This window comes from Cytobacillus oceanisediminis, assembly GCF_022811925.1.
In the GTDB taxonomy this organism is placed as follows: domain Bacteria; phylum Bacillota; class Bacilli; order Bacillales; family Cytobacillaceae; genus Cytobacillus; species Cytobacillus oceanisediminis_D.
This window is the reverse complement of the sequence record NZ_CP065511.1, coordinates 1,009,167-1,036,126: the sequence shown is the minus strand read 5'-3', so window position 1 is coordinate 1,036,126 and position 26,960 is coordinate 1,009,167. Positions and strand designations below refer to the sequence as shown.

Genomic DNA, 26,960 nt, shown 5'->3' with positions numbered 1-26,960 from the left:
ATTTTAAGGTATCATAAATAAGTTTGTTTATTGTAATGGAGCTTAGAATTTCAAAATGAATTTGAAGGTAGGTATAGTCAGCTGTAATATTAAATGATTGATACTTTTGATACGCTTTGAGCATCATTGTCTTTTCTAATAAAATGGTTACTAAACATGTTCCAATTAGAAACGTTTGGAAATCCGTATTTATTTAATTCTGCTGAGAATTGTGAGATAATCGGCGGCTTTAATTTTAGGGAATGAAGTTTTTGATAGTTTGTAGAAAAGACTTCACTTGGGCTGCCATCAAGTACAATTCTCCCTGCATCTACAACTACTACTCTACTAGCGTATTGAGCTACGACTTCCATATCATGAGTAATCATCACAATTGTTGCTTCTTTTTCCGTAATTAGATTTTCCATTAAAGTTAAAAGAGCTTTTAAGCTTTGCTCATCCTGGCCAGTCGTTGGTTCATCCAATAAAATAATCTTGGGATTTGAAACTAACATCGTTGCCACGGCTAATCTTTGTCGCTCTCCCCTGCTCAAAGAAAAAGGATGTTCCTTTCTTTTTTTCTGTAATCCTACTGTATTGAGGGCTAATTCAACTTGTTTACTGATTATCTCTTCGCTGTAGCCTCTATTTTTTAAGCCAAATTGCACTTCCTCTTCAACTGAATTACAGAACAGTTGATTATCAGGATTTTGGAAAACATACCCAATTTCTAATATTATGTCTTGTACTTTGAAATCTTTAGTGTTTTTGTTATTGATTTCAACCGAACCTTGAGATGGCCTTAATAATCCAATTAGGTTTTTCATTAAAGTGGATTTACCGCAACCATTATGTCCAACGATAGCCAAAAGTTCCCCTTTTTTAATATCTAAATTTATATCATGTAGAATTTGTTTACCTTTTTGATAACTAAAGTTTACATCCTGTAATTTTGCAACGCTGTCTTGCCTATCACCTGTTACCTGATTTTCAGCCATAGGCAGTGTTAACTTTTTAGAAGTAAGTAGTTGTTTGGCCCATTCTAATACTTCCCTTTTAGATATGGGGTAGGAATTGTATTTAAAGCCTTTATCAAACAGATATTTCCCTAACCTTATATGATCCGGGATTCGAATTCCTAGATCATCCAGTGCTTTAAAATGGTTATAAAAAATTTCACTAGGGCTTCCGTTATAAAGAATTTCCCCTTCGTGCATGATAATGACTCTATCAATAAATTCAATCAAATCATTCAGATCATGCTCTATAATAAGGAAGGTTGTATCAATTTCTTCTTTTAACTCTGATATTATATCCATTACTTCTTGTTTGCTAATTGGATCTAGATCCGTTGTTGGATCATCAAGTATTAAAATGGAGGGCAACATGGCTAAGTTACTTGCAATTGACACCTTTTGCTTTTGCCCTCCAGATAATGAAAATGTAATTTGCTTTTTAATGTCTTCTAATCTTAATTTTTGAAGTCCATACTGAACCCGTTTTTGTATCTCTTCCTTAGTGTACCCTTGGCATTCCACTCCAAATGCAACTTCATCCTCTACCCGTATTGAAAAAATCTGATCTTCTGGATTTTGAAATACCATTCCGATTTCGGAGGAAAGTTCATGCATTGGAACACCTTGGGTATCCTTTCCATTTATGATTATGTCCCCTGTCAGATTCCCTTCAGAGAGATGGGGAATTATCCCATTAAGGCATTTTGCAAGAGTTGTCTTTCCACTTCCACTAGTGCCGGAAATGAGGACAAATTCCCCTTTCTTGATCTCTAAGTTGATGTTTTTCAAAGTTTTTGCTTCTACACCTGGATATGAAAAACTAGCCCCTCTTACCTCAATAATATTGTTATTATCCATAACTTCCTCCTTTTTGAAGGGTCTCGACTTATACTCTAGATTATGCGACTATCGAATTATTTCCACCTAGTCCGAGCGCATATCTTACGTATAACGCAGCAGCAAAGAATAGAATCGTTAAAATGATAACCGTAATATCCATTTTTGTGAGTTTCATATCTTGATAGTATTCACGCCAAGCCATTTTACTAAATCCTTTACTTTCAACAGCAAGCCCCATTGTCCTACTTCTTCTCAATGAGTTTACTAAAAGAGGAAAAGCAGCCAATTTAAAACTGTTCCAACTACCCTTTATTCCTTTCTTATTTACACCTCGAATGGTTTGAGCGTTGGAAATATTAGTGAGTTCTTCGAATACTAAAGGAAAAAAACGCAATGTTCCTAAAAACATGAAGGCTATACTCATAGGTACCTTCATTTTCATTAACCCTTTTGCTAATAACGCAGGGTCTGTAGTTGAAATGATGATTATAGTCATAAAGCAGGGGATGGCAATCCTATAACCAAGTACTAAGCCAGAGAATAGTCCAATATCGGTTGCTTGAAGAGACCCTATAGAAAAAAGAACTACTGCATCGGCCTGATTGTAATTATAAAAAGTAGAAAAAACAACTGCAGATAGAGCGAGTATAACGATTGTCCCTAACAAGGGAGCAATAGACTTAATTTTAATCTTGGCAGAAAACCACACCGGCAGACCCAACAGTAAAACCGCTGATAAATAAAGAGGATCCATAAACAATAGAGGAATAATAACGAATCCTAATATTAAAAGTAGTTTAGCCCTTGGATCTAGTCTATGAACCCAAGTATCTGTATCTAGATTAGAAACAAAATCAATCGCTGCCATAATTTACTATACACCTCCAAATAATCATCCTATGAGAGCTTTTAATTTAAGTCCAAGCGGCTTCGCAATCACAGTACCGATAATCATACCAATAATGGAAATTCCAAAAACAATCGCCATTAGATTAAAAGGAACAGGAATCTGATAAGGATAAATAATACTCCACCAAACAAAAGCCTCGTAAACAATGTTGTAAAGCACTGCAGCTACAATTAAATCTTTTGTACTAGAATATACATCATCAGGATTGCTAAAAGATTTACTTCTTTTCTTTAAATATAGTTCAGGTAAAAATGGAGCAGCTACAACTAGTATCCAATAGATTGGGAGTTCGCCTTGAAGAAAAAAGTTTATTGCGCACCAAGCTGCGGTGAAATAAACCGACGCATAAGGCCTTCTTACAACCACCCAGCAAAGAACCAAACAAAACGCACAGAAAAGATAGACAAAAGTATGGTTGAAAGGGAAAACAACTCCTGCAAATTTGAAGAAATACCAAAGTACACGATACAAAACGGCAAAAATAACAATCGTGATTAAATCAACCGCAGTTACCTTTTTATTTAAGAGATTTATCCTATTTTCCATCCCTATTTCTGCCATAACAATACCTCCTATTTTTTTATACAAAGATTGTTAAATAGGTTGTGTAAGCCCTCCTAAACTAACAATTTCCTCTTTCGTTAGTCCTTCAAAATTGACTCCTTCTTTCCTGAAATCTTTGTTCATTAGTAATGAGGCTGTATTAATAATTGAATCTGTATAAGGGGTTTCTATCCCCACTTTTCTTCCTAATTCGGATATAGGAACAAGACCAAAAGGAATATCTTCATTCATATACCTATGATTTAAAGTAGTTGGGGCAATAGCTTCTGGGAATAATCCTGGTAAAGCTTCGTAAAGACTCGAATAGTCTGTTTCATAAAAATCATTCAATAGGGTTAAAATATCTATGGTTTCAACCAGGAACAAGTCTGCTAGTTTTCTCCTTTCCTCATCAAGTTTTTCAACATAGGTTACCGTTAAGGGAGAAACACCATTGGTATAAAATTTGAATTCCTCAGAAGCATCAATCCTGCTGGCATTAAATAAAGTAATTGGGGTATGAATACAAACATTTGTATTATTCAATGATGTTTCAAAAATATTATTGGCTGGTATTAATTGAGGGAATGCATCTAAAAATGTTGTCGATATGGAAGGATTCTTTGAGGTAGGTATAGAGCTGACTTGAACATTTTTCTTAATTCTATTGATATAAACTGATCCAGCATTATCTGCTTTACTAACAAATGGCATGGCACTCGTTTCTGCAATAGTAATATTCCTATCTTCCATGACAGGACCTAGAACTTCTTTACATTCCGCTGCCCCCCAATAACCTGGGAAGATGACAATTGTTTGATTGTTTTTCAGGAATGGTTTGAGTTGTCTAAAGATTGGTTTGTGCCCAAAAGAAGTAGTTGTAATAATAATAAATTCTGCATCTTTGATAACCTCGTTAATATTGGCAGACGCTTCAATAGATATCTTAGCTGAGTACACGCCCTTAAGTTCAAGACCTTGTTGTGTAAGCCTTTCTGCTTTTATAGGACTTCGACTATATAGTTTTACCTTTTTTCCATTTAGTGAGAGGTAGCTTGCGATTGCCTGGCCTGTGTTACCAGCTCCAATTACTGCATATGACATATAATCCCCCTAGTCTACTCGTTTATAATAGCTTCTTCATACTGTTTCACAATTTCTAAAGCTTGCTCCAACGAATCCAAAACATGGTTTTTTATTGTTAATTCAGCGTTTACTTTATCTTTTTTAATAATGTACTCAAGAATAACCTCATGCTCATCTGATGTTTTTTTTGTATCAACAAAATGTGCTAACCTTCTATATCTGGTGATACGATCATTAAGCTGGTACAAAATTTTTACAACTGTTTTGTTATCGCAAAGGTCGTAGAGAGAAATATGAAATTGACTGCCGAAATGGTTAACATCTTCATAGTTTCCTTCTCTCGATGTTTCTTTAAGCATTTTCACTAAATAGGAAAGATGCCTAATTTCTTTCTCTGTAATGTTCTCAATTGCTTCTACAACCACAACTCCTTCTAACATACTACGTACTAAAAATAATTCTTTTACTTCTTGCTTTGATACTGGTGCAACTTTTAATCGTCCATTAGGCTGTCGAACCACTAATTCCTCTAACTCTAACCTTTGCAGCGCCTCTCTGAGAGGAGTGCGACTAATCTCTAATTCGCTGGCTAATTCATCCTCTATAATAGGCTGACCTGGTTTGAACGAACAATTTATAATTCTTTTCTTTAATTCTGAGTAAGCAATATCTTTTGCTGAAATTCTAGCTATCTTTTTTTCCGAAATCACCCTTTTCCCCTCCCTCCAATATAATTGAATAATTGTATACAATTATATTAATTCAGAATATTTATAATGTAAAGAAAATTTTAAATAAACTTAGCAAACTTTTTAAAAGTATCTTGTATAGTTTGGACAAACTAGCTTACCCTTAGAGAAAAAGAAGGGAGATTAAACCGTTCAATGCAACAGCCTATTAATTGAATCATTACGGGTTGTTGAAGACATTGTAAATAACTTTTATGGTTATTAAAGTCCTTAAAGGAGTAGAATTACAGAAAATTTATCAAAGTCATTTGAAATCAAGCGTTAATTCATAAAATAAGCCTTAATCCTTCTTAAAATAATGCACTTATTGTTTTTTTATATTAGGTTCCCTTTTTTCGAATGAATTGACCATTACTCGTATTAATCCTGTTCTAGAGTAAAAAAATGAGCGCCATCCTTGTTTTGGATAGGCGCCCTATAAAATACTTATGATAAATGCTTTATTTTCCTATCAATCGGTGTACGCTCCTTAGCTTCAGGTACTTCCTCAGGAAAGCCTACTCCTAAAATACCGACCACATCGCAATCATCCGGGACATTTAAAGTAGTTCTTGCTGCAGCTGAAACCCCCAGGGAAGACCAGAATGTCCCCACTCCTGATTCCCACGCCATCAGCATGAAGTTCTGAATAAAGCAGGATACTGCAGCCATATTCTCAGTTCGTTCCAGATCGGTTGCTCCATACCTGGATAGGATCGCCAGCACGACTGGTGCCTGGCCAAAATCGGTTTTGTGATTCAGCTTAGCCCTTGTTTCCGGACCAACAAATAATACTTCCCATGGCTCCGTCATTTTATGGTTGGGTGCCATGCTCGCAGCCTCCAGCCAGGATGTGATTAAACTGTGCTCCACTTTATCAGATTTAAATTTTTTTATGTTGCGGCGAGTCGTGATTATTTTCTGTATATCCATTGTTAATTTCCCCTTTCATTTAGGATTCATTTTACTAGATTAATAGGTTATTTACATGACAGCTTTCTCATTATCAATGGAACTCCCCTTTGCCCGGGCTGCCAGGAACATATAGGACAGAACAGCCCCGGCACTAGTACAAGCTATGACAATCCCCATTGACATCGCCGGGCTGTTTCCTAAGCCAACAAGGGGAGCCACACATCCGCCAAAAATTAAGGATAGTACCCCCAGTAATGCGGAGGCACTCCCTGCTGACTTTCCCTGATTCTGCATGGCCAGCGAAAAGCCTGAAGTACTCACCACCCCAATACTTGAGACAACAAAGAATAACGGCGGCAAAATTGCGTACAATCCTGCATCAAAAAGAAGGATGATTAAAAGAGTAATAGCTCCAATGAAAGCGATGCAAATACCAGCCGTAAAAAGCTTCCTTTCACTGATCCGCCCCGCTAACCTTCCCGTAATTTGACTGGAAATGATAATTCCAAGTCCATTGATGGCAAATATCAGGCTGAACACCTGCGGGGAGGCCCCATAAATGTTTTGCAGTACGAAGGGTGAGCCGGATATATACGCAAACATGGCTGCAAACACCAGGCCTTGCGACAATGCATACCCTATGAAGCTTCGATCAATCAAGAGCTGTTGAAAGGTAGTTAATGTGTTTTTTATGCCGCCCTGTGATCGGGAAACATCTGGCAGCGTCTCCGGCAGACCGAATAGGACGACAAGAAACATCACCAAGCCGATTACACTCAAAACGATAAACACTCCCTGCCAGGGAGCAATCCGCAATAACTGGCCGCCAAGTATAGGGGCAAGTATGGGGGCCACACCATTCACTAAAGCCAGCAGAGAGAAAAATTTAGTCAGCTCAGTGCCTGAGTAAAGATCCCTGACAATCGCACGGGAGATGACAATCCCGGCTGCCCCGGCCAGGCCCTGAATAAACCTCAGCACAATCAAGCCCCAGATGGAATGGCTAAAGGCGCACAAGAGAGAAACGGCAAAATAAATCAATAACCCTATAAGTAGCGGCTTCCGGCGTCCGCGCACATCACTGAGCGGCCCTGCAAGCAGCTGGCCTAATGATAGGCCGAGCAGGAAAAAGGTTAAACTAAGCTGTACGAGGGACGGCTTGGTATGCAGATCATTAGCTATATCAGGCAGAGCCGGCAAATACATGTCGATGGATAAGGGGGCAAACGCGGCTAAAGTACCAAGAACGATCGCCATCCATAATCGCCTTGACTTTGAAGGTGCACCCGGGGCATTTCTTATACTTTCTAAAGAATCATTCATTGATTTTCCTGCCTTTTCCTATGAATTTTGGACTTTAAGATCAAAGGTTATTGATAAGAATCCGTATGGCTTCTGAAACATCCACCTTTTTTTCCTGGCAGAAATGATTCAGCTTTTTGAACATTTCTTCATCCAGCCTGACATGGATGGAATGCTTAAGTTTTTGGCCTTCAGGCTTCTTTGGCCGGCCCCTTCCAATTTTCCGCTGTCCTGTTTCGTCCCTCCAAACGGCTATGGTCACATACCCGTCCTTTTCCAGCCATTTCTGAAGATCATTTTCCTTCCAAATACGTGCTGCATCATTTTCATGTTTTTTCAGATATTCTGCAAGATCCTCACCTTCCAGGCCTTTCTTTTTCGCTTTATGAATCATCTTGTTTCTAAGAAATTCTTCATACTGTTCGAATGATGTAAAGGTTTGTTCTTTCATAAACCCTCCGGAATATTTTTTGTTCTACAAAAAATATTAAAGAAGTTTATTCTGCAATGCAATCTTTTTTGTTCTACAAAAAAAAGAAAGCCTAATTTCTTCGGTAGAAGTTAGGCTTTCTATGAATATCAATGTTTCTGAACCACCCCAGGCTCAAGGTTTCTTCCAGAACCTTTTGAAGTCCCTATCAATACTCCAATTCCAAGCAGCAAAAGGAAAATCCCTAACCAGGAAGTCATGTTTAACGATTCACCCAATAGGAAAACCCCTAATAGTGCAGCTGTCAATGGCTCCGCCAGCGCAAGTGTGACAGCCGTTGAAGAGGAAACATGGACAAGCCCTTTTGAAAAAAGGAAATAGGCAATTCCCGTAGCCAGGATCCCCAGGTGTAGACTGACAGTCAAACCTCGAACACTCGCAAGCCAGGACATGTCAAAAATAAATAAGAATGGCGATAGCAGAATGGCACTTAGTGTGAATACAACGGCAACGACTGATAAAGATGAATAATTTTCAACCAGATCCCTGCTGACAAGCGTATAGCCTGCAAATGTCAAACCAGCCCCCAATGCCATTATTAGGCCAATCGGGTCCATATGAACCAAATTTTTGTTCATGAAAAGCAGAACACAGCCCAAAATAGACAGGGAGGTTGAACACCACCAAATGGCAGAGGGGCGTTTTTTCAAATAGAGCCATTCAAGGAAACCAGATAAGATCGGCGCACTCCCTATTGCGGTCACGGTCCCAATGGCAACCCCTGTTAAAGTGACCGCTGAAAAGAACAATGGCTGGTACAGCGCCATACAAAGTGATGCCATCAGGGTGTTCTTAATGGGCCAATTTTTCAGTTCCAGTTTCCCTGCCAGTAGAACCATGCATAATAAAAATAAACCTCCTGCCGCCAGACGGGCAGCCCCGATGGCAATCGGGTGTGCGTTTTCCGGCGCAAATGCCTGCGTGGTACCCGTGGTCCCCCAGAGCACTCCGGCAAGCAATATATAAAACGGAGCTATTTTAACACTCATGTTCTCACCTCAATAAAAAAAGATAAAAGGAATCATTAAACTTATCTTAGAAAATTCCCTGAGAATTTTCTTTACCAAGTTTAATATCCCTTTTATCCATTCTTAAGGATCCTGTACTTTTGTGGTGCTACCCCTTCACAGCGGTTGAACCACCGGGTAAAGGAGGAAGAATTTTCGAAGCCTAATTCCCCGCTGATCACCGACATGGACCAGGATGTTGACATTAATAAATGCTTCGCCTCTTTCAAACGAAGATCAGATATGTAGGCTTTTGGGCTTCTCCCGGTTTTCTTCTTAAACCATGCGGAATAATAGGCTGGATGATAATGTTCGATTTGCGCTAAAGTCTCTAATCGGATGGACTCCTTAAAATGCTTATGAATATAGTCAATCGATGGGGGCTTGGCGATTTGCAGTTTGCTGGTCACAAACCTGGTCAAATCAGCCAGGGAAGACGCATTCCCCTGATTCCCCGCCTCTTCCAGCAGCAAATAACGGATCGAAGACCATTGCTGATCCAGCTGAATGTACATACTGCTGGTCTCTTCCGGCAAATAGGCCTTCGGGATATCCAGGATCAAAAACTCATTCCGGTCCATCGACCGATAGTTATGATCAACCCCTTGCGGAAGGTAAAAACAATAGTCCGGGTCAAGCTTAATTTCCTGCCATTTCGTCTGTATATCCAGGGAGCCCTGCAAGGGGAAAAGAAACTGGCCAAACTCATGCTGGTGCGAATGAAACTCTCTGGAATAGGATCTTTTTTCGCAGGTAATGCTTTTCATTTTACTCCCCCCTGATCATGCTTTAGTTTATTATAATCCGAAACTATGAGGGATTAAAGATTGGATAATGAATCGGAAATCCTAAACTGAATAAAAAAAGCCAAATGTCACATGATAAGGAAAAAATGGGGGTGGTATCCGGATGGCAAATTTCTTTAGAATAGTCAATGCGATTATCTTATGGGCTATAGTCATTAAGTTTCTTCCAAAGAAATCATTGAAAAGGTATTTACCGGTTACACTGTTCTGCGCAGGTAATTTGCTGATACTTTCTCTTCTTAACTTCATCTTTAAATGGTGGAATGTAAAAGGCGGCACTAAATTTCTTATTTTTGATGACCTTGCTTTTATATACGGGCCATTTTTCACCATAAACTTATGGGTATTTCATTTTACATATGGAAAATTCTCGATCTATGCCTTATGCAATCTCATCATGGATCTCTTATTCGCTTTTCCTTTGAGTGCAATTTTTCAAAAAATAGGCCATTATAAGTTAAATAAATTAAACTCAATGGGATTATTTATTATGTATTATGCTTTGGCATTACTAAATTACGGATTCCAAATGCTTTTCGAAAAAGAAGTTAACCGCTAAAAAATAAAACAAGACTGTCGGGAGTTTTTTCGGCAGCTATTCTTCCTCTCCTGTCCGGATAGGCACTGCATTCGGACTCAAATCCTCGGTTTTCTCCCTATCCTGTCCGAATAGGCACTGCATTCGGACTCAAATCCTCAGTTTTCTCCCTATCCTGTCCAAATAGGCACTGCTTTCGGACTCAAATCCTCGGTTTTATCCGCATCCTGTCCGAATAGGCACTGCATTCGGACTCAAATCCTCGGTTTTATCCGCATCCTGTCCGAATAAAGCCACACATTCGGACTCAGGTCGTCTGTTTTATCCCTCTCCTCCCTGAATAGATCCGAATTCGGATTTATTTTGAAGGATCCAATTTATTATCGCCTCAAGCTATATACCAGCTGCTGAATAATAAAAAAGCCGAAGAGGTCCATCTCTTCAGCCTTGTTTCTCCAATTCAAGCAGAAGCTGCTTCATTTCAATGCCTCCGCGGTAGCCGGTTATCGCACCATTTTTTCCGATGACACGATGGCATGGGACCGCGATTAACAGCGGATTGGCACCGATTGCTTTCCCTGCTGCCCGGACTGCCTGTGGCCTGTTTATTTTCTCTGCGATGTCCGAATAAGAGACTGTTTTTCCGTATGGAATCTGCGCTAATTCCTCCCAGACTTCCTCTTGAAACGGGCTGCCTTTCACATCCAGGTCCATTGAAAAAACTTGTCTTTTCCCCTGAAGAAATTCCTGTAATTCAATCATGTATGGCTGCAATGCTTCTTTATTTTCCACAAGCACCGCATCTGGCAAGTATTTTTTCAAGGAGCTTTCAAAATCCTCAAACTCCGGGTCAGATCCAATATAGCAGAGACCCTTTTCTGTTTTCGCCAGATAAAGGCTCCATTCACCTTCCTGCAGGTTCGCCCATTCAATGTTCATTCTTTCTCCTCCCTAGTTTTGTTTCTATATGCTGCAGGCGTTGTACCCAGCTTCTTTTTGAATAAAGAGATAAAATAGGGGGTGCTGGGGAATCCTGCTGATGCACCGACATCGGCTATCGATTGCTCCCCGGCCTCCAGCATATGGACGGCTTTTTCGAGCCGGATATCCTGAATATACTCTGTGGGCGACTTCCCGGTGACCCTTTTGAACACCCGCTGTAAATGATAGGGACTTCCATGAAACAGGTCCCCCAATTGATGCAATGTAATCGGGTCGCTATAATGCTGATCGATCCACCCGGTTATTTGCTTAATCCATTCTTCAGCAGGCAGGCTGAGGCCTTCCGGTTTGCAGCGCTTGCACGGCCTGAAATTTTCCGCCAGTGCTTGAGCGGCATTTTTAAAAATAGCGACATTGCCGATATTCGGGACCCTCGACCGGCACGATGGCCTGCAGAATATCCCTGTCGTTTTAACACCATAAAGAAAGAGATCATCATAGGACTTGTCGCAATCCTTTATGGCGTTCCAATAATCTTCCGGAATCTGTTCATAAGCCATCTGCGCTCACCTCTGCTAAAAAGTATACACAAAAAACATTTATCATCAGCGATTTCCTAAATATAAACGCAAGATAACGTAATCCTGAGGGTTTACAATATAGAAAAGGAGGAATCCAAATGAGCTCTCACACTGTTGACTGGAAAGTGAATGAAAATGGCCTGGTCATTTTCACTCCGCATGAATTCAGCTTTTCCGAAAACTTGCGATACTTATCAAGATCGGCAAATGAATGCCTCTATGAAATTTCCGGCGAGACAATTAGACGCGCCCTTGCCATCGGGAATGAAAAGCTGCTGCTTGAAATAAGTGCTGTGTCAGATCAATCTCTCTCCGTCGTCATTCATAAGCCCGTCACGCATCAAATGAAAGCGGAAATTGCGGCATATATTCATGATTGGTTCGACCTCGGAGCCAGCCTGACCCCATTTTATGAGATGGCACAAACAGATCCCTTGCTGCAAAAGCCTGCCGAGCAATTTTTCGGACTGAGAGTTATGGGAATTCCCGATTTATTCGAGGCTCTTGCGTGGGGAATCCTTGGGCAGCAGATTAACCTTACATATGCGTATACACTAAAGCGGCGGCTGGTTGAAAAATATGGGGAGTCCCTGGAAAACGGCGGGAGTAAATACTGGCTCTTCCCTGAAGCGGAAACGATTGCCGGGTTAACCATCGAAGATCTGGCTGACTTAAAAATGACCTTGAAAAAATGTGAATATCTGATAGACGTAGCCCGCTTGATTGCAAATGGCGAGCTTTCGAAAAAGGACTTGCTGACCACGGGAGATGTGAAGGCTGCAGAAAAAAGGCTGACCAAAATACGCGGCATCGGCCCCTGGACCGCCCATTATGTCCTCATGCGGTGTCTGCGCTTCCCGAACGCTTTTCCAATCGATGATGTCGGCCTTCATAATGCGATCAAAGCGACTCTCGGCTCTGAAAGGAAACCAGCGAAGGAGGAAATCCTAAAATATTCGGCTGGCTGGGAGAATTGGGAAGCGTATGCTACTTTTTATTTGTGGAGAGTATTATATTAAATTATTTGCACTGTGCCATCGCCGAAAAACTAATGTGACGCGGAGTGGCCAATATATTGAAAATCTGACCGATAAAATGAAATTCGGATGGATATCCTTTTGAAAGTGACCGATAAAATAAAAATCCGGCAATATCATAACATTTTGGCCGATATATCTAATAGAGGACAGGTTCCCCTGTCCTTTCTATGTCAGAAAAAAATATAGTGGTGTCATCACAAGAAATAAAGCCTGAAAAAAACACCCGCCGGCACAGCCAAGACAGCCCTCATCCGCCAGCTGCTCCCCAGCTTCATACGCATTCTCGCCTACATCCCAGCCATTATCCTCTTCTTCATTATTCTTCTTGCTATTCTCCTTATCTTCTTGCAGCTGAATCATAGTATCCCCGCTTTCCTGTTAACCTGGAATAATAGTAAATTATTTTCCATAAAAAAGAAAAGGCCTGCACGGCCCTTTCTTTAGTAATGAATTTTATATTTCTCCGCAAGGATTTTTATATCAACCTTGTAAATAAGATCAATCATCCGCGTCCCAATCATCTGGCAGATCACTGCATAAACAATAACCTTCCAGTCCACGACAACGCCGGCAAGGATAAGCAGACTGCCATTTATGTAAAATAACGTCCGTCCCGGCGCACTTCCCCTTGCTTTTGAAATGATTAACGCAAGGATATCCATGCCTCCTGACGAAGCGCCCATCCGGAATAAAATTCCCACTCCTATTCCAAAGACTACAGCTCCAAGCAAAAGATCCAGGAGAACCGGATTCAGCGGTTCCGTTATGTATGGAGTCAGAAAATCAATCGTAACCGAAGTAACCGAAACACAAAACAGTGTCCAGATCACACTGCTTTTCCCGAGCCATTTGGCTGCTGCCAGCAGCAGGCCCGCATTCAAAACCCACAATGTCACCGAGTAAGGCGTGTCCAATAGATAATTGAATAAAACCGCCATACTCGCCGCGCCGCCGGACGGGATAAAATGCGGAAACAAGAAAAAGGTCATCGCGAGACCCTGGATGCTGGCGGCCATTCCCAAAATCAAAGATTTATAGAGTACGTGCATGACAAAAACTCCTAACGTTTTTCCTCACTCTATCTTATAATATTTTCATAGAATACGAAACCGCGCGAGGTGAATTGAATGACCTTTCCTTTTGAAACGGAACGGCTCCTGCTTCGGACCATGCAGGCCGATGATCTGGATGCAGTTTATGAGATTTGGGGCAGCCCGGAGGTAATGAAATACTGCGGCGGCGCCAGCTCAAAAAGCCGTGTCCAGCGCTCCATCGATTTTTACCAGCGGCTGCAGAATGAAAAAGGCTACTCTGTTTATACTGTTTTGCTAAAAGAAACCTCCGCCATCATTGGAGTTTGCGGGTTTAATCCGGCAGAAAATGAACACGAAGTCGAGCTCCTCTATCATTTTAATCAGCATTGCTGGGGAAAGGGATATGCTGCTGAAGCAGCGGCTGCATGCGTGGCCGCTTTAAGGAAAAATTGCCCGAACGTCCGGAAAATGATCGCGGCTGTGGATCCGGCCAACCCTGCATCCGGGAAGGTGCTCGGGAAAATCGGCATGACCGCAGCTGGAATGAAGTGGTTTGACGATACACAGCAGGAAGAACTCTGTTATGAAATGGAATTTGCGTAAACAATTGACCTTCTTTTTTGCTGTGAAATAAAAAACGAGTCTGCACTTGCTGCAGACCCGCCTCTTCTATTCTATTAAAATCCAACTGCCTTTTTTCCGCCCACAACAGGAAGGCTGATAAAACTTTGCCCAAGCTTTACTTCAAACGTGGCCCCTGTTGTTGAAGGAATTGTACGTCTTCGATCGCTTCCAGCGATGATGATGCCGATTCGGTGACCTTCCTTAAATACGTAGTCTTCAGGCAAAACATCCCATTCAAACTTATAATTCTTGCCCTCTTTTAAAGGGTCATCCTTCTCAATCGTTTTCCAGTTCTGCGGATCAAACCATCCTCTTGTCACGACTTCATATGGTGCTGTCTGAGTAGTTTTTTCTGTTTCTTTGTAACATGCGTCATCTGTTAAAATACTTTCTCCCCAGCAGCTTTCTGTATTCAGAGTTCGGACTCCCTCTCCCGGGCCTTCATGATGAATGCGGGTATCCGTTCCATAGTCGACAATGAGAACTGTCAAATTAGAGTCTTCTTTATTGACCTTTGCCCGAAGTGAAATTTCAGGTATGCCGCTTAAACGGACATCTTCTTCAAGCTGTGGAGAAAGAAATGCAAGGCGGTCGCTTTTGACAGCCGTTTCATTGGTGACCATCTGCTGCTCTGTTTGTGCCGGGTTATCTGTAAAGGATTGCTGGAAATTGCCCTTCACAGGCCCAGTTGTCAGCATGCCATTTGTCTGATCATTCTCGCCTGGCGCTAATCGTATTTTAACATTTGCCGCATTTTGATCCGGCCATGAGGATTGGGTTTCCCATTTATCCGCACCTCTTTCAATATCAACAGCAGGCTCGTCCATAATGCCATTCTCAATATCCATCAGCCAGTAGTCGAACCAGCGATGCAGCGTATCAACCCACTCTGCTCTCCGGAAGTCAAATGGATCAACATGGCCAGTCTGGGTGAGCCATAGTTTTCTCGGAACATCTTCTTTGGATAGGGCTATCCACCAATCCGCAAGGTGATTCATTTTTACATTGAAATCATTTAATCCATGGACCGCAAACACACTTGCTTTTACATTTTTTACGTCCTTTACGTAATTTCTTTCATCCCAAAACTCATTATAATCTCCTGAAGGATCATCCGCTTGAAAGTTCAAACGATCAAACACCGGCTTGCAGGCTTGTTTTCGGGAGCTGCTGGCAACTCTGCTGGCCAAGCCCCCTGGCCCGTTGTTGTAATATGTAAGTCCCTCATAGCGGTAATAATTGTACCAGCTGCTAATGGCTCCAATTGGAACAATTGTTTTTAAGCCCTCTACGCCTGTAGCCGCTACCCCATTGGCCAGCGTGCCATCATAGGACTTTCCAATCATGCCCACATTCCCGGTTGTCCATTCTGCTTTCACTTCATTATTATCTTTGTCCCAGGCTTTTGCTCTGCCATTCATCCAGTCAATCACAACTCGGATGCTTTCAATTTCCTCATATCCGCCTGTTGTCGGACAGCCATCCGAATTATTGGTCCCAACCATTTCAGGCAAAGCGACTGCATACCCTCTTGGCACAAAATAATTATCATAAAATAGAGGGAACTTCTCATTAATGCCATCCTTGTCCCGGTCTTTCACTTCACTTTCATTTCCCCGCCCAAGACTTTCATAATATGGACTCGCATCCATGATCACGGGAACCTTCAGGCCTTCTTCTGTTTCTTTCGGACGGATGATATCCACGGCAATCCTGTCTGCTTTTCCGTTTTCATCCGAATCAAGTGTGGATTCGACATACACAGTTTCACGAATCGCCTCTTCATATGAATAGATTGGCTGAGACTTTTCCTCCTCGATTTGTGCTGCCTGTGCCGATTTTTCTTTCACAGCTGCATTTGCAGGTGTGTAGGCAAATGATGATAGAGTCATAGAAATGACAGCTAACACAGCTGCAGGTCTGAGAAGCTTTTTCTTTTTCATAGAATCCCTCCTCTACTATTTGCCATTCATTATATTTCGAGTTTAGAAATATTAATAGATTACTTTTTCCTAAAATTCAATATTTTTCAAAAAATGTAACTCTGTTACTAATGAGAGGAAAGTCTTGGAAATGGCGGGAACCCTTTCAACGGAATTAAAGAACTAGCCGAGGATTTGCTGGGGCAGCTGGAGAGTAATCATTTTGACAGCAGGAACTGATTTTGTTTTTTGGCTAAAAAAACCTGGCACTCATCAAGAGTGCCAGGCTTTCCATTAACAAACCGAATCCGTAGATTTCGGGTTCTTCAATCCAAACAGCGGACGGATGAACAGCGCCACGCCCGTTCCAAGCATGGCCATGATGGCCCATACCCAGCCGTGCAGGCTGAAAGATGCGATTCCGCCAAAGTAGGCACCGATGTTGCAGCCAAACGCAAGGCGGGAACCATATCCCATAAGCAGTCCGCCGACAATCGCAGCACCTGCGACACCCGGCTTGATTTTTCCAGGCTTGAACGTTCCCTGTGATGCCGCTGAAATGAAGGCACCAAGGATGATGCCGAAGTTCATAACGCTTGTAGAATCAGCAAGCACTGTATTTTTCAATGCGGCTAAATTTGGTTCACTTGCAAAGTAACCCCATGATGTTACGTCGATTCCCATTGCCATCAACGTTTTACAGCCCCATAATGCGAATGCGGATGTGATGCCCCAAGGTGTTCCGCGGACAGTCAGAGTCAGTGCATTCAGCAAAGCCAAGACGATTGCGGCTGCGAACAATGGCCAGGATCCTCTCAGGATTTTTTTCCACCCGGCCGTTGTAGGCAGAGCTTTCATCATTGGCGCTTTACGCTTTTTCGCAATTTGCAGAGTTACCCAATAGATCAATGCAAATAAGGCAAGCTGCAGAAGCAATGCTCCGCCGTAGCCGAGTCCCGTAGATGTAGCCAGGGAGATTGGCGGCAATGCCGGTGTTTCTTCCATCCAGAATGAGAAGTGGTACGCTCCGATCGTGGAACCAACGATGAAAGAAATCAGCGTCAGGATCATGGAGGATTGTCCTCCGCCTACCGAATACAAAGTACCGGACGCACAGCCATTCCCAAGCTGCATCCCAATTCCAAAAATAAAGGAACCAAACAGGACGCTAACTCCTACAGGAGACACATATCCTTTAGGCTCGATTCCTGTAAAACTAAAGCCAGTGCTTAAAATAATCGCAAATAATGCTGAAGCAACGGCCAGCATCAGCATATGCGCCTGCAGGCCCTGCCCGTTTCCGACGCTTGCGAAGCGCCTGAATGCAGATGTGAAGCCGAAGCGGGCATGAAGCAAGGTCATGCCGAGTGCAATTCCAATAATAAATAGAACTCCCTGTGTCATGTTCGCTGCATTTATAATGGAAATGAACAAAATGATAGCTGCAAGAACGCCAGCTGCTACAAAAGGCTTTTGAATCGGATTTAAGTTTGAAACAACTGTTGTTGGTGCTGAAACCCATGATTTACTTTTAACTTCTACTTGAGCCAACCTCATTCACTCCTTTTCTTATCTTTTTAGTCGGATTAAAGTGTTATTTTATACTATATTTTTTTAAAAGTAAATGGTGAATTTTTCTCAAGCCCGATGATTTTCCCTTTTTCACCTGATATAATTATATATTTGGAGAGTCATAATTTTAAAGACAGGAAAGGAAAGGATATCATTGCTTAAGCGGTTAAAATGGCCATCATGGGTATTATTCAGCATCTTCGTTGCAGGCATCTATTATTTTATCAGCTCTGGAGCTGACACCAGCCTGCAGGCTTTTTCCAGAACAGAAACCACTTCCCCGGCAGCTTTCCCCGGATTAAACCTTGAAACCCGGACAAAGGAAACGAAATCTTATACCCTTGCGATCAGTACTCCGATCACTGAAATTGAGAATTTGAACAAACCCATGAAAGAATGGATTCAGGCTCAGGAAATGGAATTCCTGGAACTTGTGAAAGCAAACCGGCAGCATCTGGACAGCGAAGAATTCCGTGCCCATCTTAATATCAAGGCGGAGCCGAAAAAAGTCTCCGATACCATGTACACCCTTGTATTTGAAGCCTACCAGTACACCGGTGGCGCAAATGGGCAAGCAGTGGTTAAAACGTTCACCATCGATCTTGCCAATCAGAAAATGGTGCAGCTTGCTGATGTAATCCGTATGGATGAGGAGTCCCTGACGACCCTCAGGACGATGATAAAAAAGCAAATCGGCGAGAAGGAAGAACTCCAGGACTATCTGTTTGATGACCTGCTTGACGAAACTCTGGAAAATCCGCCGAGCTGGAAATGGTCACTGAGCGGCAAGAATTTCACCCTTTATTTTAACGAATATGAAATTGCGGCCGGTGCAGCCGGAGCGGTCAAAGTGAAAATTCCAATCGAACAGATCCGTCCTCTCTTAAAGGATGAAATCGCCCAGCATTTGAAACTGCCTGACATTCAGCTTCCTGAACCGGAAGTCAAGGAACCAGAAGCAGCTCCGCTGGATCCAAACGGCAAGTATATTGCCCTTACCTTTGATGATGGGCCACACCCGAAAGTCACACCGCTTATTCTGGATATTCTAAAAAAACATAACGCAAAGGCTACCTTTTATATGCTTGGCAGCCAGGCGCAATTCTATCCTGCCCTCGCAAGCCAAGTGGCTGAAGAAGGCCATGAAATCGGAAATCACAGTGACAGCCATGCAGACCTTTCATCCCTCGGCGAAAAAGAAATCCGCAAAGAAATGGAAGAAGCCAGCAACAAAATCAAAGAAGCAAGCGGCCAGCTTCCAGCAACCGTCCGCCCGCCTTATGGGGCCATGAATGAAGATGTGAAAAAAATTGCTGGAATGGCCCATACACCGCTTATTCTATGGTCCGTCGATTCACTGGACTGGAAAACACTCAATGCCTCGGCTATTCAAAAAATCGTGAAGGCCAATGCCGTGCCAGGCTCAATCGTCTTAATGCACGATATCCATAAGCCAACTGCTGAAGCACTTCCGGACCTGCTGACCTATCTTGAAAAAGAAGGCTACGAATTCATTACCGTCTCCCAGCTTCTATCCCTGCAGGAACAGGAAGTGACCGGTACGTTTTTTGGAAAACGACAATAATCATTCAAACAGACGCTCAGGATAATCCTGGGCGTTTAGTTTTTGTCGTTCCCAGCTTGTCTAGCTGATGCAGTATCCTTTTCATATAACTTAATGGAGTCACCGCTCGCCCCGTATACCTCTCCGCTATGCGTCCAGCCGTATTTTTCATAATACCCTTCCAAATCGGTCTGGAGATAGAGTTTTTTAAATCCAAGCTTCGCCGCTTCTACAATACCATGATCAAGCAGCCTGGCACCAAGCTTCTTTCCCCTGCTGTTGGGATCAACGTACAGACATGCCAGCCACGGATACAAATCCTGCCGGCTATTGAGGTCATTGCGGATTAAAGCGTACGTGCCAATGATCTCCTCATTCTCGATCGCTGCATAAAATCTCGGGATGCCGTCCTCTGTTTTCCCGGAGTGAATCATGCAATCCTGGTAAAAAGTGAAGTTTTCTTCTGTTCCCCACTTCTCCCAGGAATATTGAACTGCGCTATCAAATAAATGTGGATGTTCGTGAACTGCGATAATTTTCATTTGTCTATCCTCCCACATTAATTATTCCTCTCGAGTTTTGTTAATTCCTTTTTAGGTGGCGGAACTCTCGTTCAAAGAACGAAAGATACCTCATTTTTAGCCGCAGGTAACACTCCAAATAAAGTTTTTAGGAATAAAATTTTCCATCCAGCGAAGATTAATAATATTTATGTCTTACGAAGGGGTAACCCGCAATGGATCGATTTATTAATGAAATAAAAGCAGAGCTTGGAAACAATGGCGATTTTCATCTTCAGAGAGACTATCTTGCTGATGCTGCCGTTATGCTGCTGGGATTTAATACACTCATTGATTTTATCAAAACGAGAGTGGTGCTTCACAAGCATGCGGAGAGCATCCTTTTGCAGAATCAGCCTTCTGGGGATTTATGGCGGGCCATAGGGGAAGTGATTGAAGGGGATGTCCGGAAAGCCATTTCATCCATATATGAAGGCAAACTGATTATCCATTTTGAAAACACCGCCCGTTTTATCATTATGGAGCCTGTACCCGCGATGCTCGATCGTTCGATTGATTCACCCACAAATGAAAATGTTATTCAAGGAGCATTGGATTCCTTTACAGAAGGAATCGATACTAATATCGGCATGGTCCGAAAACTGGTGAACTCGGACGAAATCAGAATCGACTCTTTTACAGCCGGCCGCAGCCGCAAAAACAAACTATCCTTGCTGTATATTGATGGCCAAGCGGATGCGGATCTGGTTAATAGCATTCGTGATCATATTGAAAAAAATATTCAAATAGAAGCCTGTGATCTGCAGGGGCTAGCCAAAATGCTGGGGTTTCCATCTTGGAGTGCAATCTCAAAGTTTAATACGACCGAGCTGCCCCATCATGCGGTTCAGAATCTGAAAAAAGGAAAAGTCATTCTGTTTGTGGATCGATTGCCTTTTGCGCTGATTCTTCCAAATTTGCTCTGGGATATGTTTGCTGTTGAAAATGACCGGAATTTTCCTCTCCCCATCATGCTAGCCATTCGGGCGATCAGAATCATCGGCATTTTAATCACGCTGATAACACCCGGGCTGTATGTGGCACTGGTTTCCGTAAACCCTGAAGTCTTGCAGATCCAGCTAGCTTTATCAGTTGCCCAAAGCCGCGAAGGAGTTCCTTATCCGGCATTGGTGGAAATTATTTTCATGCTTCTTATTCTTGAATTAATCCTGGAAGCCAGTGTAAGGCTGCCGAAATCCATTGGACCCACTATTACAATGGTAGGTGGAATTATTCTGGGGCAGGCTGCCGTGGAAGCGAAATTAGTCAGCAATCTGCTGATCATCATTCTTGCCGCCACTACCATTGCCAACTCAACCATCGTCGGGTTTCAAAACTCTGTTTCCATTCGGCTTTTCAAATATGCCATTGTGCTTCTGGCGGCGATATTTGGCATCCTGGGACTGGTTGCCGGTTTGGTTTTCGTTGGCGCTTACCTAGCAAGCCTCAATACTTATGGCAAGTCCTATCTCTACTTAAATTTAAAAGGGAATGAAAGCAATGGCGGATAAAAGTTTGCATGTCATGCTGATGTATGTCATCAGTCATTTGGGCCTTATTTTCTTTATGTATCCGGGCAATGTTATTTCAAGTACAGAACAGGGCCACTGGCTTCCTGTTCTGGTCGGCGTGGTCATTCATTTCATTTTTATCACTATTTATATGAAGGGACTAAGCTATTTTCCGAAAAAAGACATCATTCGCATCTATGCAGGAATCGGAAAAGGGACAGCTATCTTCTTTATTGCCCCGGTATTCTTATATTTCAGCATGATTTTATTGATAACACTCCGGGCTTATGCCGAAATCATCACCATTGTCTTTTTATCCAACACTCCCTTATGGGCCATCATGCTTTTATTGATATCTATTTCAACATATATAGCAGCCAAAGGAGTCGAAACCATTTTTCGCACTGGACTTCTCCTATCCCTTTTATTTCTTCCCATCATCATCTTTATTTTCTTCACTTCTTTTCAGAACGTGGATTGGAGGTACATGGTTCCTTTAGATGCAGATCTCGGATTCATTATAAAACGAACATACTTAGAAAGCTTTTTTGCTTTCTCCGGAGGCTTTCTGTTTCTCGGCTTTGTCCAGCCTTATTTCTCCTATGACAGAAAATATGTATTATGGGCCGCCGCATTCCTTATTCCCTTTTTCCTTTTTTCAGTCTATATTCCGGTCCTGACTTTTGGGCAGGCAACATCAGCCACAACCTTCCTTCCATATGTTGTGGCTGTGGATGCCATCAATATTAATTGGCTGATGTTCGACAGGGTCACGATGTTTTTTCTGCTGAGCCTCATCTCCTTTATCATGCTTTACCTTGCCCTTGTGTCCTGGAAAGCAATTCGAATCTTAAGTCATTACCTTCCTTCCATTAAACCGGTAAAATTGTTGCTCGCGCTATCCGCCGCAGTCTATATTTCATGTTTTTTCATTCCGGACTGGAAGGATGTTGAGAAATTATTTTGGTGGAATACGTTTCTGAGGTTCTACATTTTAATTGCAGTTCCATTTTCAATCTTTTTCTTTGGACGCCGCATGAAGAGGAAGGGTAAAGATGAAACCATTTAATGTAAAATCTAAAGCCCCTATTACTGTCTGTCTGCTTCTGGCAGTGATGACATTAACCGGCTGCTGGGACATTAGGGATATCAATCATCGGACACTTCCTGTTGTCCTTGGCATTTCTACTGTTGAAGACGATCAATACAAGGTTTTCCTAAAAATTCCTGAGCCTGTGGAAGGGTCTTTGGAAGTAAAGATTGTATCCGGTACGGGGGAAACCATTTCCCACGCTGTCGATGTCATCAGCCGAAACATGGAGACCAGTGTAGACCTGCTTCATGTAAAAGTAATCATGATTGAGAGGAAAACAGCGGAGAAAGGCATGAAAGACATCATCGCCGGTTTCATGAGATCACGGGAAGTATCCCCAAAAGCACTAGTAACGATTTGTGACCAGAACCTGGATGAATTTTTTTCGATACTCTCAGAATCAAAGGATCTTCGAGGAACCAACATGTTCGATTACTTTGAAAAAAATGCAGGCTGGAATCCGGAAATTGCCCTTACAAGAATATGGGAAGTCTACCGCAGCATCCATTCCTATACACGCGATGTAGCAATCCCGCTGATTGTTACCGGAGAAACGACTACCTACGAACAAGTCGGCTCTGCCGTAATAAAGAACGGAAAGATGGTGGAGCAGATCAGCAATGATGAAACCCTGCTTTTCAACGCTTTTAATAATGAAGGCACCCATGGACAAATTGAAGTCCTGAATCACGCAAGTGTCATGATTATCGGCAACTCCATGGACCACCAAACTGACTTGACTGATAAACAGCCAATTTTACAAAGCCGAATAAACCTAAAGGTTGTCGTCCTCGAGACAAGGGGCAAAACATCCAGTGATATGATCAAAAAAGAGTTGAGCCATTTACTGACAGACCGATTCAGCAGCATGTTAGCCAAACTCCAGGAAAGCGAAGCAGATATTCTGGGCTTGGGGCAATTGTATCGCACTAAAATCGACCGAAAAGAGCTAAAAAACTGGCGGTCCATTTACTATCCTAATTTAAAATCTGATATTCAATTTCATATAGATGTTCAAAATGAGGGGTATTTAAGAACAACCTGATGGGACAGTGAATCTGTCCCTTTTCTGGTCAGGCGTTGAATAAGCATAACAATTAAGGGCGCTTGATGTCGGTTTGCTAAATTTGAGGGAACTATTCGGTTTGATTTGTGCCGTTCAATGTCGGTCTGCCAATCTGAGGGTGACTACTCTGCCTGATTAGCGCCGCTCATTATCAGTTTTCTAATTTGAGGGGTACTATTCAGATCGATTAGTTCCGTTCATTATCAATTTCTCATTGCGAAGGGAACGATTCCATCCAATTCGTGACGCTCACGAACAATTTTCCCGCACAATGGGTACGATTCCACCTCATTCGTGAGCTCATCAACGATTTCCCAGCACAAAGGGAACGATTCCACCTTATTCGTGCCCCTCATCAACGACTTCCCCACTCAAAGGGAACGATTCCACCTTATTCGTGCTCCTCATCAACGACTTCCCCACTCAAAGGGAACGCAACCCTACATTCGTCCCGCTCACAACCGACTTCCCCGCCACTAAAGCAGCCACTCACGCAAACTCCCCCGCCGGCAAATCCCACTTCCCAATCTCCTTCAAAAACGCCAAACGCACAGTCCCAATCGGCCCATTCCGCTGTTTGGCGAGGATGATCTCAATCGTATCCTTGCGGTCGGATTCCTTATGGTAATAATCATCACGGTACAAAAACGCAATCACATCCGCATCCTGCTCAATCTGCCCGCTCTCCCGCAAATCTGAAAGCATCGGCCGCTTATCCTGCCTGCTTTCCACGCCCCGGCTTAGCTGCGAAAGAGCAATCACAGCTACATTCAAATCCCTTGCCATCGTCTTCAGCTTCCGGCTGATCTCGCTGATTTTCGCCTGGCGGTTCTGATGCCTGGGATCCCCCGCAATCAGCTGCATATAATCAATCACCACCAGCATCCGTCTACTCTCGCCGTACTTCCGGCGTGCTTTTCTGACCTTGGACCAGATGTACCCAATATCCATCCCTGCCTGATCGAAAATATGCAGCTTCACCTCGCCGAACTCCCCCATCACACCGGAAAAATGAGCCCAGTCTCCATCACTGAAATAGCGCTTCGGGTTCCTCATTTTAATCGAGCTGATTTCCCCTTTGCAGCTGATCATCCTTTTCAGGAGCTGCTTTTTAGACATTTCCAATGAAAAAATAAGGGCCACATCCTGATCAGCCGCATGAAGAGCCATATTCAAGGCAAAGGCTGTTTTCCCGACACTCGGCCGCGCTCCGACAATGATCAAATCAGACTCCTGGAACCCGCCGGTCAGCCTGTCCAGGTTCCTAAAACCAGACGGAATCCCGGTCATTTCGCCAAGATCCTTTTCCGCTTCCCCGTAAAGCTCAACCAAGGAAGGCATGACCTCCCCCAAGTCATCATCCCCAACATGATCCTCAATCTGCATGAGATCCTGAATGCCATCCCGCAAAGTACAGGAAATGTCTCCAGTCTGGGCATTTTGCTGAATCCGACCCGCAATTTCGACAGCCTTGCGCTTCTGGTAATATTCAAGACTCCCGTTTAGTCATCAAGATTAAAATCCTCCTCCCGCAGCTGCTTACCAAGCGGCTTTTGATTCAGGTACGATTCAAAGCGGGCGCCAAACAGCGTCTCAGGCCTCAGGAACTTCCTCCAGTACGGATCATGCAGCCATTCCTCCGCCTTCAGGTCGATCACTTTTTTAAATCCTCGAGCCTGAATCCCTCCAGCCACCGTGCCCGGATCAGCTTCTTCGTTTTCTTCGAGCCTGTCCGGTATGCTGAATGGGTTTGGCTGTTCAGGTATTCGACAACCGCAGCATAAGGAATATCTTTTTTCTCTGTTGTAGTCTCTGTAGTAGTCTCTGGTATTGGTTGTTGCATATTGTCATCCTCGAGATCGCAATCTGTTATATTCGATTCTTCAACCTGATATACTCGATGTTCCATGCCAAGTGATGCTTCCAATTCAGCCAGTTTTTTATAATCAATCGTGTACCATTTGGTCTTATCCATTTTAGTGGCATTAAAATTCGCAGATATCAAGAACCCCATCTCCTCAAGGGAACGAATGGTACGTCCGATCGTTGCATGGGACCAAAATGGCATCTGCTTCTTCCAATCTTTATAGGTATTGTAAATCCATTTGCGCCCTTCTTTTATATGCCTGCTCTTCACAAGCCAATAATGAATCTGCTGAATGAGCACCGCCTCATTCAGTCCCATCTTCTCCGCCAATGACGGAAGAATTAAAATTGGCCTTTCATCCACCAAAAGTGAGCTCATATAAATCCCCCCAATATTTTCATGCTCCAATTCTGCTAAATTCGGTTTGGCAGATTCGAGAATCGCAATCTTCTCATATATATAATCCATTTGAGCGCCCCAAAAAGACATGGTGAATTAATATTTTATTGGTAATTATGAAAATTTCATGAACAAACAAATAAAGGCTGCCCATTTTCGGCAGCCTCAGTTATGTAATCGTTTCTCCAGTACTATCTTATGCAGTCCTTTTTCATCGGTGTATGTTTCAATAACATCAAATCCATGCTTAATATTTAATATCAGCATGCTTCGCCATTTGTTCATCGTCTTCGTCCTGACCACTTTATATCCCGTTTCTTTTAGGTATTCATGCTGCTTTTCCATCAGTATGGAAGCAATCCCGTTTTTTCTGTAATCAGGGTCGACCCCGCCCAGCCAGCTATAAAATGTATCCTGATCAATGGCATACCCCATTTTATATCCGATCACCTTTTCTCCATCCATAGCCGTCAGCACCAGTAATTGGGGTCTGCTTTTCATTTTGCTGACTAAATGATCAGACTCTCCAAATATGGTTTTATGCAGTTCTAAGATTCCTTTTAAAGTTTCTGCTTCAGGGATTGAGGTAAAAAGAGTAAATTTCATAAGCCGCTAACCACCCTTATTCTCTAATAATCGGTCCAGCTTTTCTCCCACCCGCTTCAGTCTGTCGTTTCTTCTCTTAAAAATAAAAAACAGAATGACCATAAACGCTGGAATCGTCAGTAAAAAGGCAAAAGCTAAAAGCTGAAATAAAATATCGCCACCATTAAATCCGGCTTGAGATAATATTAAGAAATTCATGAAGATTCCCCTTTCTGGGATGACATGGTTAAATTATATAAACTTCTGAGGGATACCACGAGAGCAAAAACTGCCAAAGCATTAGTCACGGAAAAGAAGTCTATACCCGTTATCATGTTTCTAATCATCAATATTATGGCTATTACAGAAATAATGATGGCCGAGTAAAAATCAAACCTGCCGCTATTTTCTTTCAAAATCAGTCCCTCCTTTATAATAGT

At 42.5% G+C, this 26,960-nt stretch carries 28 protein-coding genes and 1 pseudogene; 7 read left to right on the top strand and 22 right to left on the bottom strand.

Going from position 1 to position 26,960, the window contains the following annotated elements; genetic code table 11:
- Positions 1–89: 89 nt before the first annotated feature.
- From IRB79_RS05445 to IRB79_RS05400, 10 genes are all read right to left on the bottom strand, one after another.
- Positions 90–1,853, bottom strand: coding sequence for an ABC transporter ATP-binding protein (locus tag IRB79_RS05445; protein WP_243507192.1), 1,764 nt, complete (start codon positions 1,851–1,853; stop codon positions 90–92).
- 40 nt (positions 1,854–1,893) lie between these two features.
- Positions 1,894–2,703 carry an energy-coupling factor transporter transmembrane component T family protein gene (locus IRB79_RS05440; RefSeq protein WP_243507190.1) on the bottom strand — a complete coding sequence of 270 codons (810 nt, stop codon included), beginning with the start codon at positions 2,701–2,703 and terminating at the stop codon, positions 1,894–1,896.
- A 24-nt stretch (positions 2,704–2,727) separates the two neighbouring features.
- Positions 2,728–3,306: a hypothetical protein gene (locus tag IRB79_RS05435; protein ID WP_243507188.1), complete on the bottom strand. Its 579-nt coding sequence runs from the start codon at positions 3,304–3,306 to the stop codon at positions 2,728–2,730.
- A gap of 33 nt (positions 3,307–3,339) precedes the next feature.
- Positions 3,340–4,392: an NAD/NADP-dependent octopine/nopaline dehydrogenase family protein gene (locus tag IRB79_RS05430; RefSeq protein WP_243507186.1), complete on the bottom strand. Its 1,053-nt coding sequence runs from the start codon at positions 4,390–4,392 to the stop codon at positions 3,340–3,342.
- Between the two features lie 14 nt (positions 4,393–4,406).
- A complete protein-coding gene (locus IRB79_RS05425; RefSeq protein WP_243507184.1) occupies positions 4,407–5,084 on the bottom strand; it encodes a GntR family transcriptional regulator in 678 nt (225 codons plus the stop codon).
- 465 nt (positions 5,085–5,549) lie between these two features.
- Entirely contained in the window at positions 5,550–6,035 is a 486-nt protein-coding gene (locus IRB79_RS05420; protein ID WP_243507182.1) for a nitroreductase family protein, read from the bottom strand.
- Positions 6,036–6,086: 51 nt separating this feature from the next.
- The gene (locus tag IRB79_RS05415) at positions 6,087–7,340 is read right to left on the bottom strand and encodes a multidrug effflux MFS transporter (protein ID WP_243507180.1); all 1,254 of its coding nucleotides are present in this window, start codon (positions 7,338–7,340) and stop codon (positions 6,087–6,089) included.
- Positions 7,341–7,380: 40 nt separating this feature from the next.
- Positions 7,381–7,770 (bottom strand): hypothetical protein, encoded by a 390-nt coding sequence (locus IRB79_RS05410; protein WP_243507178.1) that lies wholly within the window; start codon positions 7,768–7,770, stop codon positions 7,381–7,383.
- A 128-nt stretch (positions 7,771–7,898) separates the two neighbouring features.
- Positions 7,899–8,798: an EamA family transporter gene (locus IRB79_RS05405; protein ID WP_243507176.1), complete on the bottom strand. Its 900-nt coding sequence runs from the start codon at positions 8,796–8,798 to the stop codon at positions 7,899–7,901.
- A gap of 92 nt (positions 8,799–8,890) precedes the next feature.
- On the bottom strand, positions 8,891–9,583 hold the full coding sequence (locus IRB79_RS05400; protein ID WP_243507174.1) for an AraC family transcriptional regulator: 693 nt from the start codon (positions 9,581–9,583) through the stop codon (positions 8,891–8,893).
- Positions 9,584–9,725: 142 nt separating this feature from the next.
- On the opposite strand from IRB79_RS05400, the gene IRB79_RS05395 reads away from it, so the two are divergent.
- Positions 9,726–10,181 (top strand): hypothetical protein, encoded by a 456-nt coding sequence (locus IRB79_RS05395; protein WP_243507172.1) that lies wholly within the window; start codon positions 9,726–9,728, stop codon positions 10,179–10,181.
- A 420-nt stretch (positions 10,182–10,601) separates the two neighbouring features.
- On the opposite strand, the gene IRB79_RS05390 is transcribed toward IRB79_RS05395, so the two are convergent.
- On the bottom strand, positions 10,602–11,099 hold the full coding sequence (locus IRB79_RS05390) for a methylated-DNA--[protein]-cysteine S-methyltransferase (protein ID WP_243507171.1): 498 nt from the start codon (positions 11,097–11,099) through the stop codon (positions 10,602–10,604).
- The gene (locus tag IRB79_RS05385) at positions 11,096–11,662 is read right to left on the bottom strand and encodes a bifunctional transcriptional activator/DNA repair enzyme AdaA (RefSeq protein ID WP_243507169.1); all 567 of its coding nucleotides are present in this window, start codon (positions 11,660–11,662) and stop codon (positions 11,096–11,098) included. Before IRB79_RS05385 ends, IRB79_RS05390 begins: the two co-directional genes overlap by 4 nt.
- 119 nt (positions 11,663–11,781) lie before the next feature.
- Between IRB79_RS05385 and IRB79_RS05380 the strand changes: the two genes are divergently transcribed.
- The gene (locus IRB79_RS05380) at positions 11,782–12,702 is read left to right on the top strand and encodes a DNA-3-methyladenine glycosylase 2 (RefSeq protein WP_243507167.1); all 921 of its coding nucleotides are present in this window, start codon (positions 11,782–11,784) and stop codon (positions 12,700–12,702) included.
- A 186-nt stretch (positions 12,703–12,888) separates the two neighbouring features.
- Here the strand turns inward: IRB79_RS05380 and IRB79_RS05375 are convergent, their stop codons facing one another.
- Together IRB79_RS05375 and IRB79_RS05370 are read right to left on the bottom strand one after the other, a co-directional pair.
- Complete coding sequence (locus IRB79_RS05375) at positions 12,889–13,083, bottom strand: hypothetical protein (protein ID WP_243507166.1); 195 nt, start codon at positions 13,081–13,083, stop codon at positions 12,889–12,891.
- A gap of 80 nt (positions 13,084–13,163) precedes the next feature.
- Positions 13,164–13,772, bottom strand: a complete 609-nt coding sequence (locus IRB79_RS05370) for a YitT family protein (RefSeq protein WP_243507164.1) — start codon at positions 13,770–13,772, stop codon at positions 13,164–13,166.
- Positions 13,773–13,850: 78 nt separating this feature from the next.
- Between IRB79_RS05370 and IRB79_RS05365 the strand changes: the two genes are divergently transcribed.
- The gene (locus IRB79_RS05365; protein ID WP_243507161.1) at positions 13,851–14,360 is read left to right on the top strand and encodes a GNAT family N-acetyltransferase; all 510 of its coding nucleotides are present in this window, start codon (positions 13,851–13,853) and stop codon (positions 14,358–14,360) included.
- A gap of 74 nt (positions 14,361–14,434) precedes the next feature.
- Here the strand turns inward: IRB79_RS05365 and IRB79_RS05360 are convergent, their stop codons facing one another.
- A complete protein-coding gene (locus IRB79_RS05360; protein ID WP_243507158.1) occupies positions 14,435–16,324 on the bottom strand; it encodes a Xaa-Pro dipeptidyl-peptidase in 1,890 nt (629 codons plus the stop codon).
- 273 nt (positions 16,325–16,597) lie between these two features.
- Positions 16,598–17,860 (bottom strand): YeeE/YedE family protein, encoded by a 1,263-nt coding sequence (locus tag IRB79_RS05355; protein ID WP_243507157.1) that lies wholly within the window; start codon positions 17,858–17,860, stop codon positions 16,598–16,600.
- Between the two features lie 169 nt (positions 17,861–18,029).
- Between IRB79_RS05355 and IRB79_RS05350 the strand changes: the two genes are divergently transcribed.
- Entirely contained in the window at positions 18,030–19,460 is a 1,431-nt protein-coding gene (locus tag IRB79_RS05350) for a polysaccharide deacetylase family protein (protein ID WP_243507156.1), read from the top strand.
- 35 nt (positions 19,461–19,495) lie between these two features.
- Here the strand turns inward: IRB79_RS05350 and IRB79_RS05345 are convergent, their stop codons facing one another.
- The gene (locus IRB79_RS05345; protein ID WP_243507155.1) at positions 19,496–19,981 is read right to left on the bottom strand and encodes a GNAT family N-acetyltransferase; all 486 of its coding nucleotides are present in this window, start codon (positions 19,979–19,981) and stop codon (positions 19,496–19,498) included.
- Between the two features lie 194 nt (positions 19,982–20,175).
- Here IRB79_RS05345 and IRB79_RS05340 point away from each other — a divergent pair, with 194 nt between their 5' ends.
- Genes IRB79_RS05340 through IRB79_RS05330 form a run of 3 tightly spaced genes read left to right on the top strand, consistent with a single transcriptional unit; the run spans position 20,176 to position 23,648 of the window.
- A complete protein-coding gene (locus IRB79_RS05340) occupies positions 20,176–21,510 on the top strand; it encodes a spore germination protein (RefSeq protein WP_243507154.1) in 1,335 nt (444 codons plus the stop codon).
- Positions 21,500–22,579 carry a GerAB/ArcD/ProY family transporter gene (locus IRB79_RS05335; protein WP_243507153.1) on the top strand — a complete coding sequence of 360 codons (1,080 nt, stop codon included), beginning with the start codon at positions 21,500–21,502 and terminating at the stop codon, positions 22,577–22,579. The genes IRB79_RS05340 and IRB79_RS05335 overlap by 11 nt, the downstream gene beginning before the upstream one ends.
- On the top strand, positions 22,566–23,648 hold the full coding sequence (locus IRB79_RS05330) for a Ger(x)C family spore germination protein (protein ID WP_243507152.1): 1,083 nt from the start codon (positions 22,566–22,568) through the stop codon (positions 23,646–23,648). The genes IRB79_RS05335 and IRB79_RS05330 overlap by 14 nt, the downstream gene beginning before the upstream one ends.
- Positions 23,649–24,158: 510 nt before the next feature.
- Here the strand turns inward: IRB79_RS05330 and IRB79_RS05325 are convergent.
- The 5 genes and pseudogenes from IRB79_RS05325 to IRB79_RS05305 all read right to left on the bottom strand — a co-directional run bounded on the left by IRB79_RS05325 (position 24,159) and on the right by IRB79_RS05305 (position 26,936).
- Positions 24,159–25,079: a replicative DNA helicase gene (locus tag IRB79_RS05325; RefSeq protein WP_243507151.1), complete on the bottom strand. Its 921-nt coding sequence runs from the start codon at positions 25,077–25,079 to the stop codon at positions 24,159–24,161.
- Positions 25,080–25,171: 92 nt separating this feature from the next.
- Positions 25,172–25,512: pseudogene (locus IRB79_RS05320) on the bottom strand (conserved phage C-terminal domain-containing protein).
- 588 nt (positions 25,513–26,100) lie between these two features.
- On the bottom strand, positions 26,101–26,541 hold the full coding sequence (locus IRB79_RS05315; protein WP_243507149.1) for a GNAT family N-acetyltransferase: 441 nt from the start codon (positions 26,539–26,541) through the stop codon (positions 26,101–26,103).
- A 6-nt stretch (positions 26,542–26,547) separates the two neighbouring features.
- Positions 26,548–26,739 (bottom strand): hypothetical protein, encoded by a 192-nt coding sequence (locus tag IRB79_RS05310; RefSeq protein WP_243507147.1) that lies wholly within the window; start codon positions 26,737–26,739, stop codon positions 26,548–26,550.
- Positions 26,736–26,936 carry a hypothetical protein gene (locus IRB79_RS05305; protein WP_243507145.1) on the bottom strand — a complete coding sequence of 67 codons (201 nt, stop codon included), beginning with the start codon at positions 26,934–26,936 and terminating at the stop codon, positions 26,736–26,738. The genes IRB79_RS05310 and IRB79_RS05305 overlap by 4 nt, the downstream gene beginning before the upstream one ends.
- Between the last annotated feature and the right edge of the window lie 24 nt (positions 26,937–26,960).

Excerpts from the sequence above, each read along its gene's own strand:
- IRB79_RS05420 (WP_243507182.1), bottom strand. The coding sequence starts at position 6,035 with ATGGATATACAGAAAATAATCACGACTCGCCGCAACATAAAAAAATTT.
- IRB79_RS05395 (WP_243507172.1), top strand. The coding sequence starts at position 9,726 with ATGGCAAATTTCTTTAGAATAGTCAATGCGATTATCTTATGGGCTATA.
- IRB79_RS05380 (WP_243507167.1), top strand. The coding sequence starts at position 11,782 with ATGAGCTCTCACACTGTTGACTGGAAAGTGAATGAAAATGGCCTGGTC.
- IRB79_RS05330 (WP_243507152.1), top strand. The coding sequence starts at position 22,566 with ATGAAACCATTTAATGTAAAATCTAAAGCCCCTATTACTGTCTGTCTG.
- IRB79_RS05405 (WP_243507176.1), bottom strand. The coding sequence starts at position 8,798 with ATGAGTGTTAAAATAGCTCCGTTTTATATATTGCTTGCCGGAGTGCTC.
- IRB79_RS05365 (WP_243507161.1), top strand. The coding sequence starts at position 13,851 with ATGACCTTTCCTTTTGAAACGGAACGGCTCCTGCTTCGGACCATGCAG.
- IRB79_RS05415 (WP_243507180.1), bottom strand. The coding sequence starts at position 7,340 with ATGAATGATTCTTTAGAAAGTATAAGAAATGCCCCGGGTGCACCTTCA.
- IRB79_RS05355 (WP_243507157.1), bottom strand. The coding sequence starts at position 17,860 with ATGAGGTTGGCTCAAGTAGAAGTTAAAAGTAAATCATGGGTTTCAGCA.
- IRB79_RS05310 (WP_243507147.1), bottom strand. The coding sequence starts at position 26,739 with ATGAATTTCTTAATATTATCTCAAGCCGGATTTAATGGTGGCGATATT.
- IRB79_RS05435 (WP_243507188.1), bottom strand. The coding sequence starts at position 3,306 with ATGGCAGAAATAGGGATGGAAAATAGGATAAATCTCTTAAATAAAAAG.
- IRB79_RS05390 (WP_243507171.1), bottom strand. The coding sequence starts at position 11,099 with ATGAACATTGAATGGGCGAACCTGCAGGAAGGTGAATGGAGCCTTTAT.
- IRB79_RS05440 (WP_243507190.1), bottom strand. The coding sequence starts at position 2,703 with ATGGCAGCGATTGATTTTGTTTCTAATCTAGATACAGATACTTGGGTT.
- IRB79_RS05430 (WP_243507186.1), bottom strand. The coding sequence starts at position 4,392 with ATGTCATATGCAGTAATTGGAGCTGGTAACACAGGCCAGGCAATCGCA.
- IRB79_RS05445 (WP_243507192.1), bottom strand. The coding sequence starts at position 1,853 with ATGGATAATAACAATATTATTGAGGTAAGAGGGGCTAGTTTTTCATAT.
- IRB79_RS05375 (WP_243507166.1), bottom strand. The coding sequence starts at position 13,083 with ATGATTCAGCTGCAAGAAGATAAGGAGAATAGCAAGAAGAATAATGAA.
- IRB79_RS05385 (WP_243507169.1), bottom strand. The coding sequence starts at position 11,662 with ATGGCTTATGAACAGATTCCGGAAGATTATTGGAACGCCATAAAGGAT.
- IRB79_RS05340 (WP_243507154.1), top strand. The coding sequence starts at position 20,176 with ATGGATCGATTTATTAATGAAATAAAAGCAGAGCTTGGAAACAATGGC.
- IRB79_RS05400 (WP_243507174.1), bottom strand. The coding sequence starts at position 9,583 with ATGAAAAGCATTACCTGCGAAAAAAGATCCTATTCCAGAGAGTTTCAT.
- IRB79_RS05335 (WP_243507153.1), top strand. The coding sequence starts at position 21,500 with ATGGCGGATAAAAGTTTGCATGTCATGCTGATGTATGTCATCAGTCAT.
- IRB79_RS05360 (WP_243507158.1), bottom strand. The coding sequence starts at position 16,324 with ATGAAAAAGAAAAAGCTTCTCAGACCTGCAGCTGTGTTAGCTGTCATT.
- IRB79_RS05410 (WP_243507178.1), bottom strand. The coding sequence starts at position 7,770 with ATGAAAGAACAAACCTTTACATCATTCGAACAGTATGAAGAATTTCTT.
- IRB79_RS05345 (WP_243507155.1), bottom strand. The coding sequence starts at position 19,981 with ATGAAAATTATCGCAGTTCACGAACATCCACATTTATTTGATAGCGCA.
- IRB79_RS05315 (WP_243507149.1), bottom strand. The coding sequence starts at position 26,541 with ATGAAATTTACTCTTTTTACCTCAATCCCTGAAGCAGAAACTTTAAAA.
- IRB79_RS05370 (WP_243507164.1), bottom strand. The coding sequence starts at position 13,772 with ATGCACGTACTCTATAAATCTTTGATTTTGGGAATGGCCGCCAGCATC.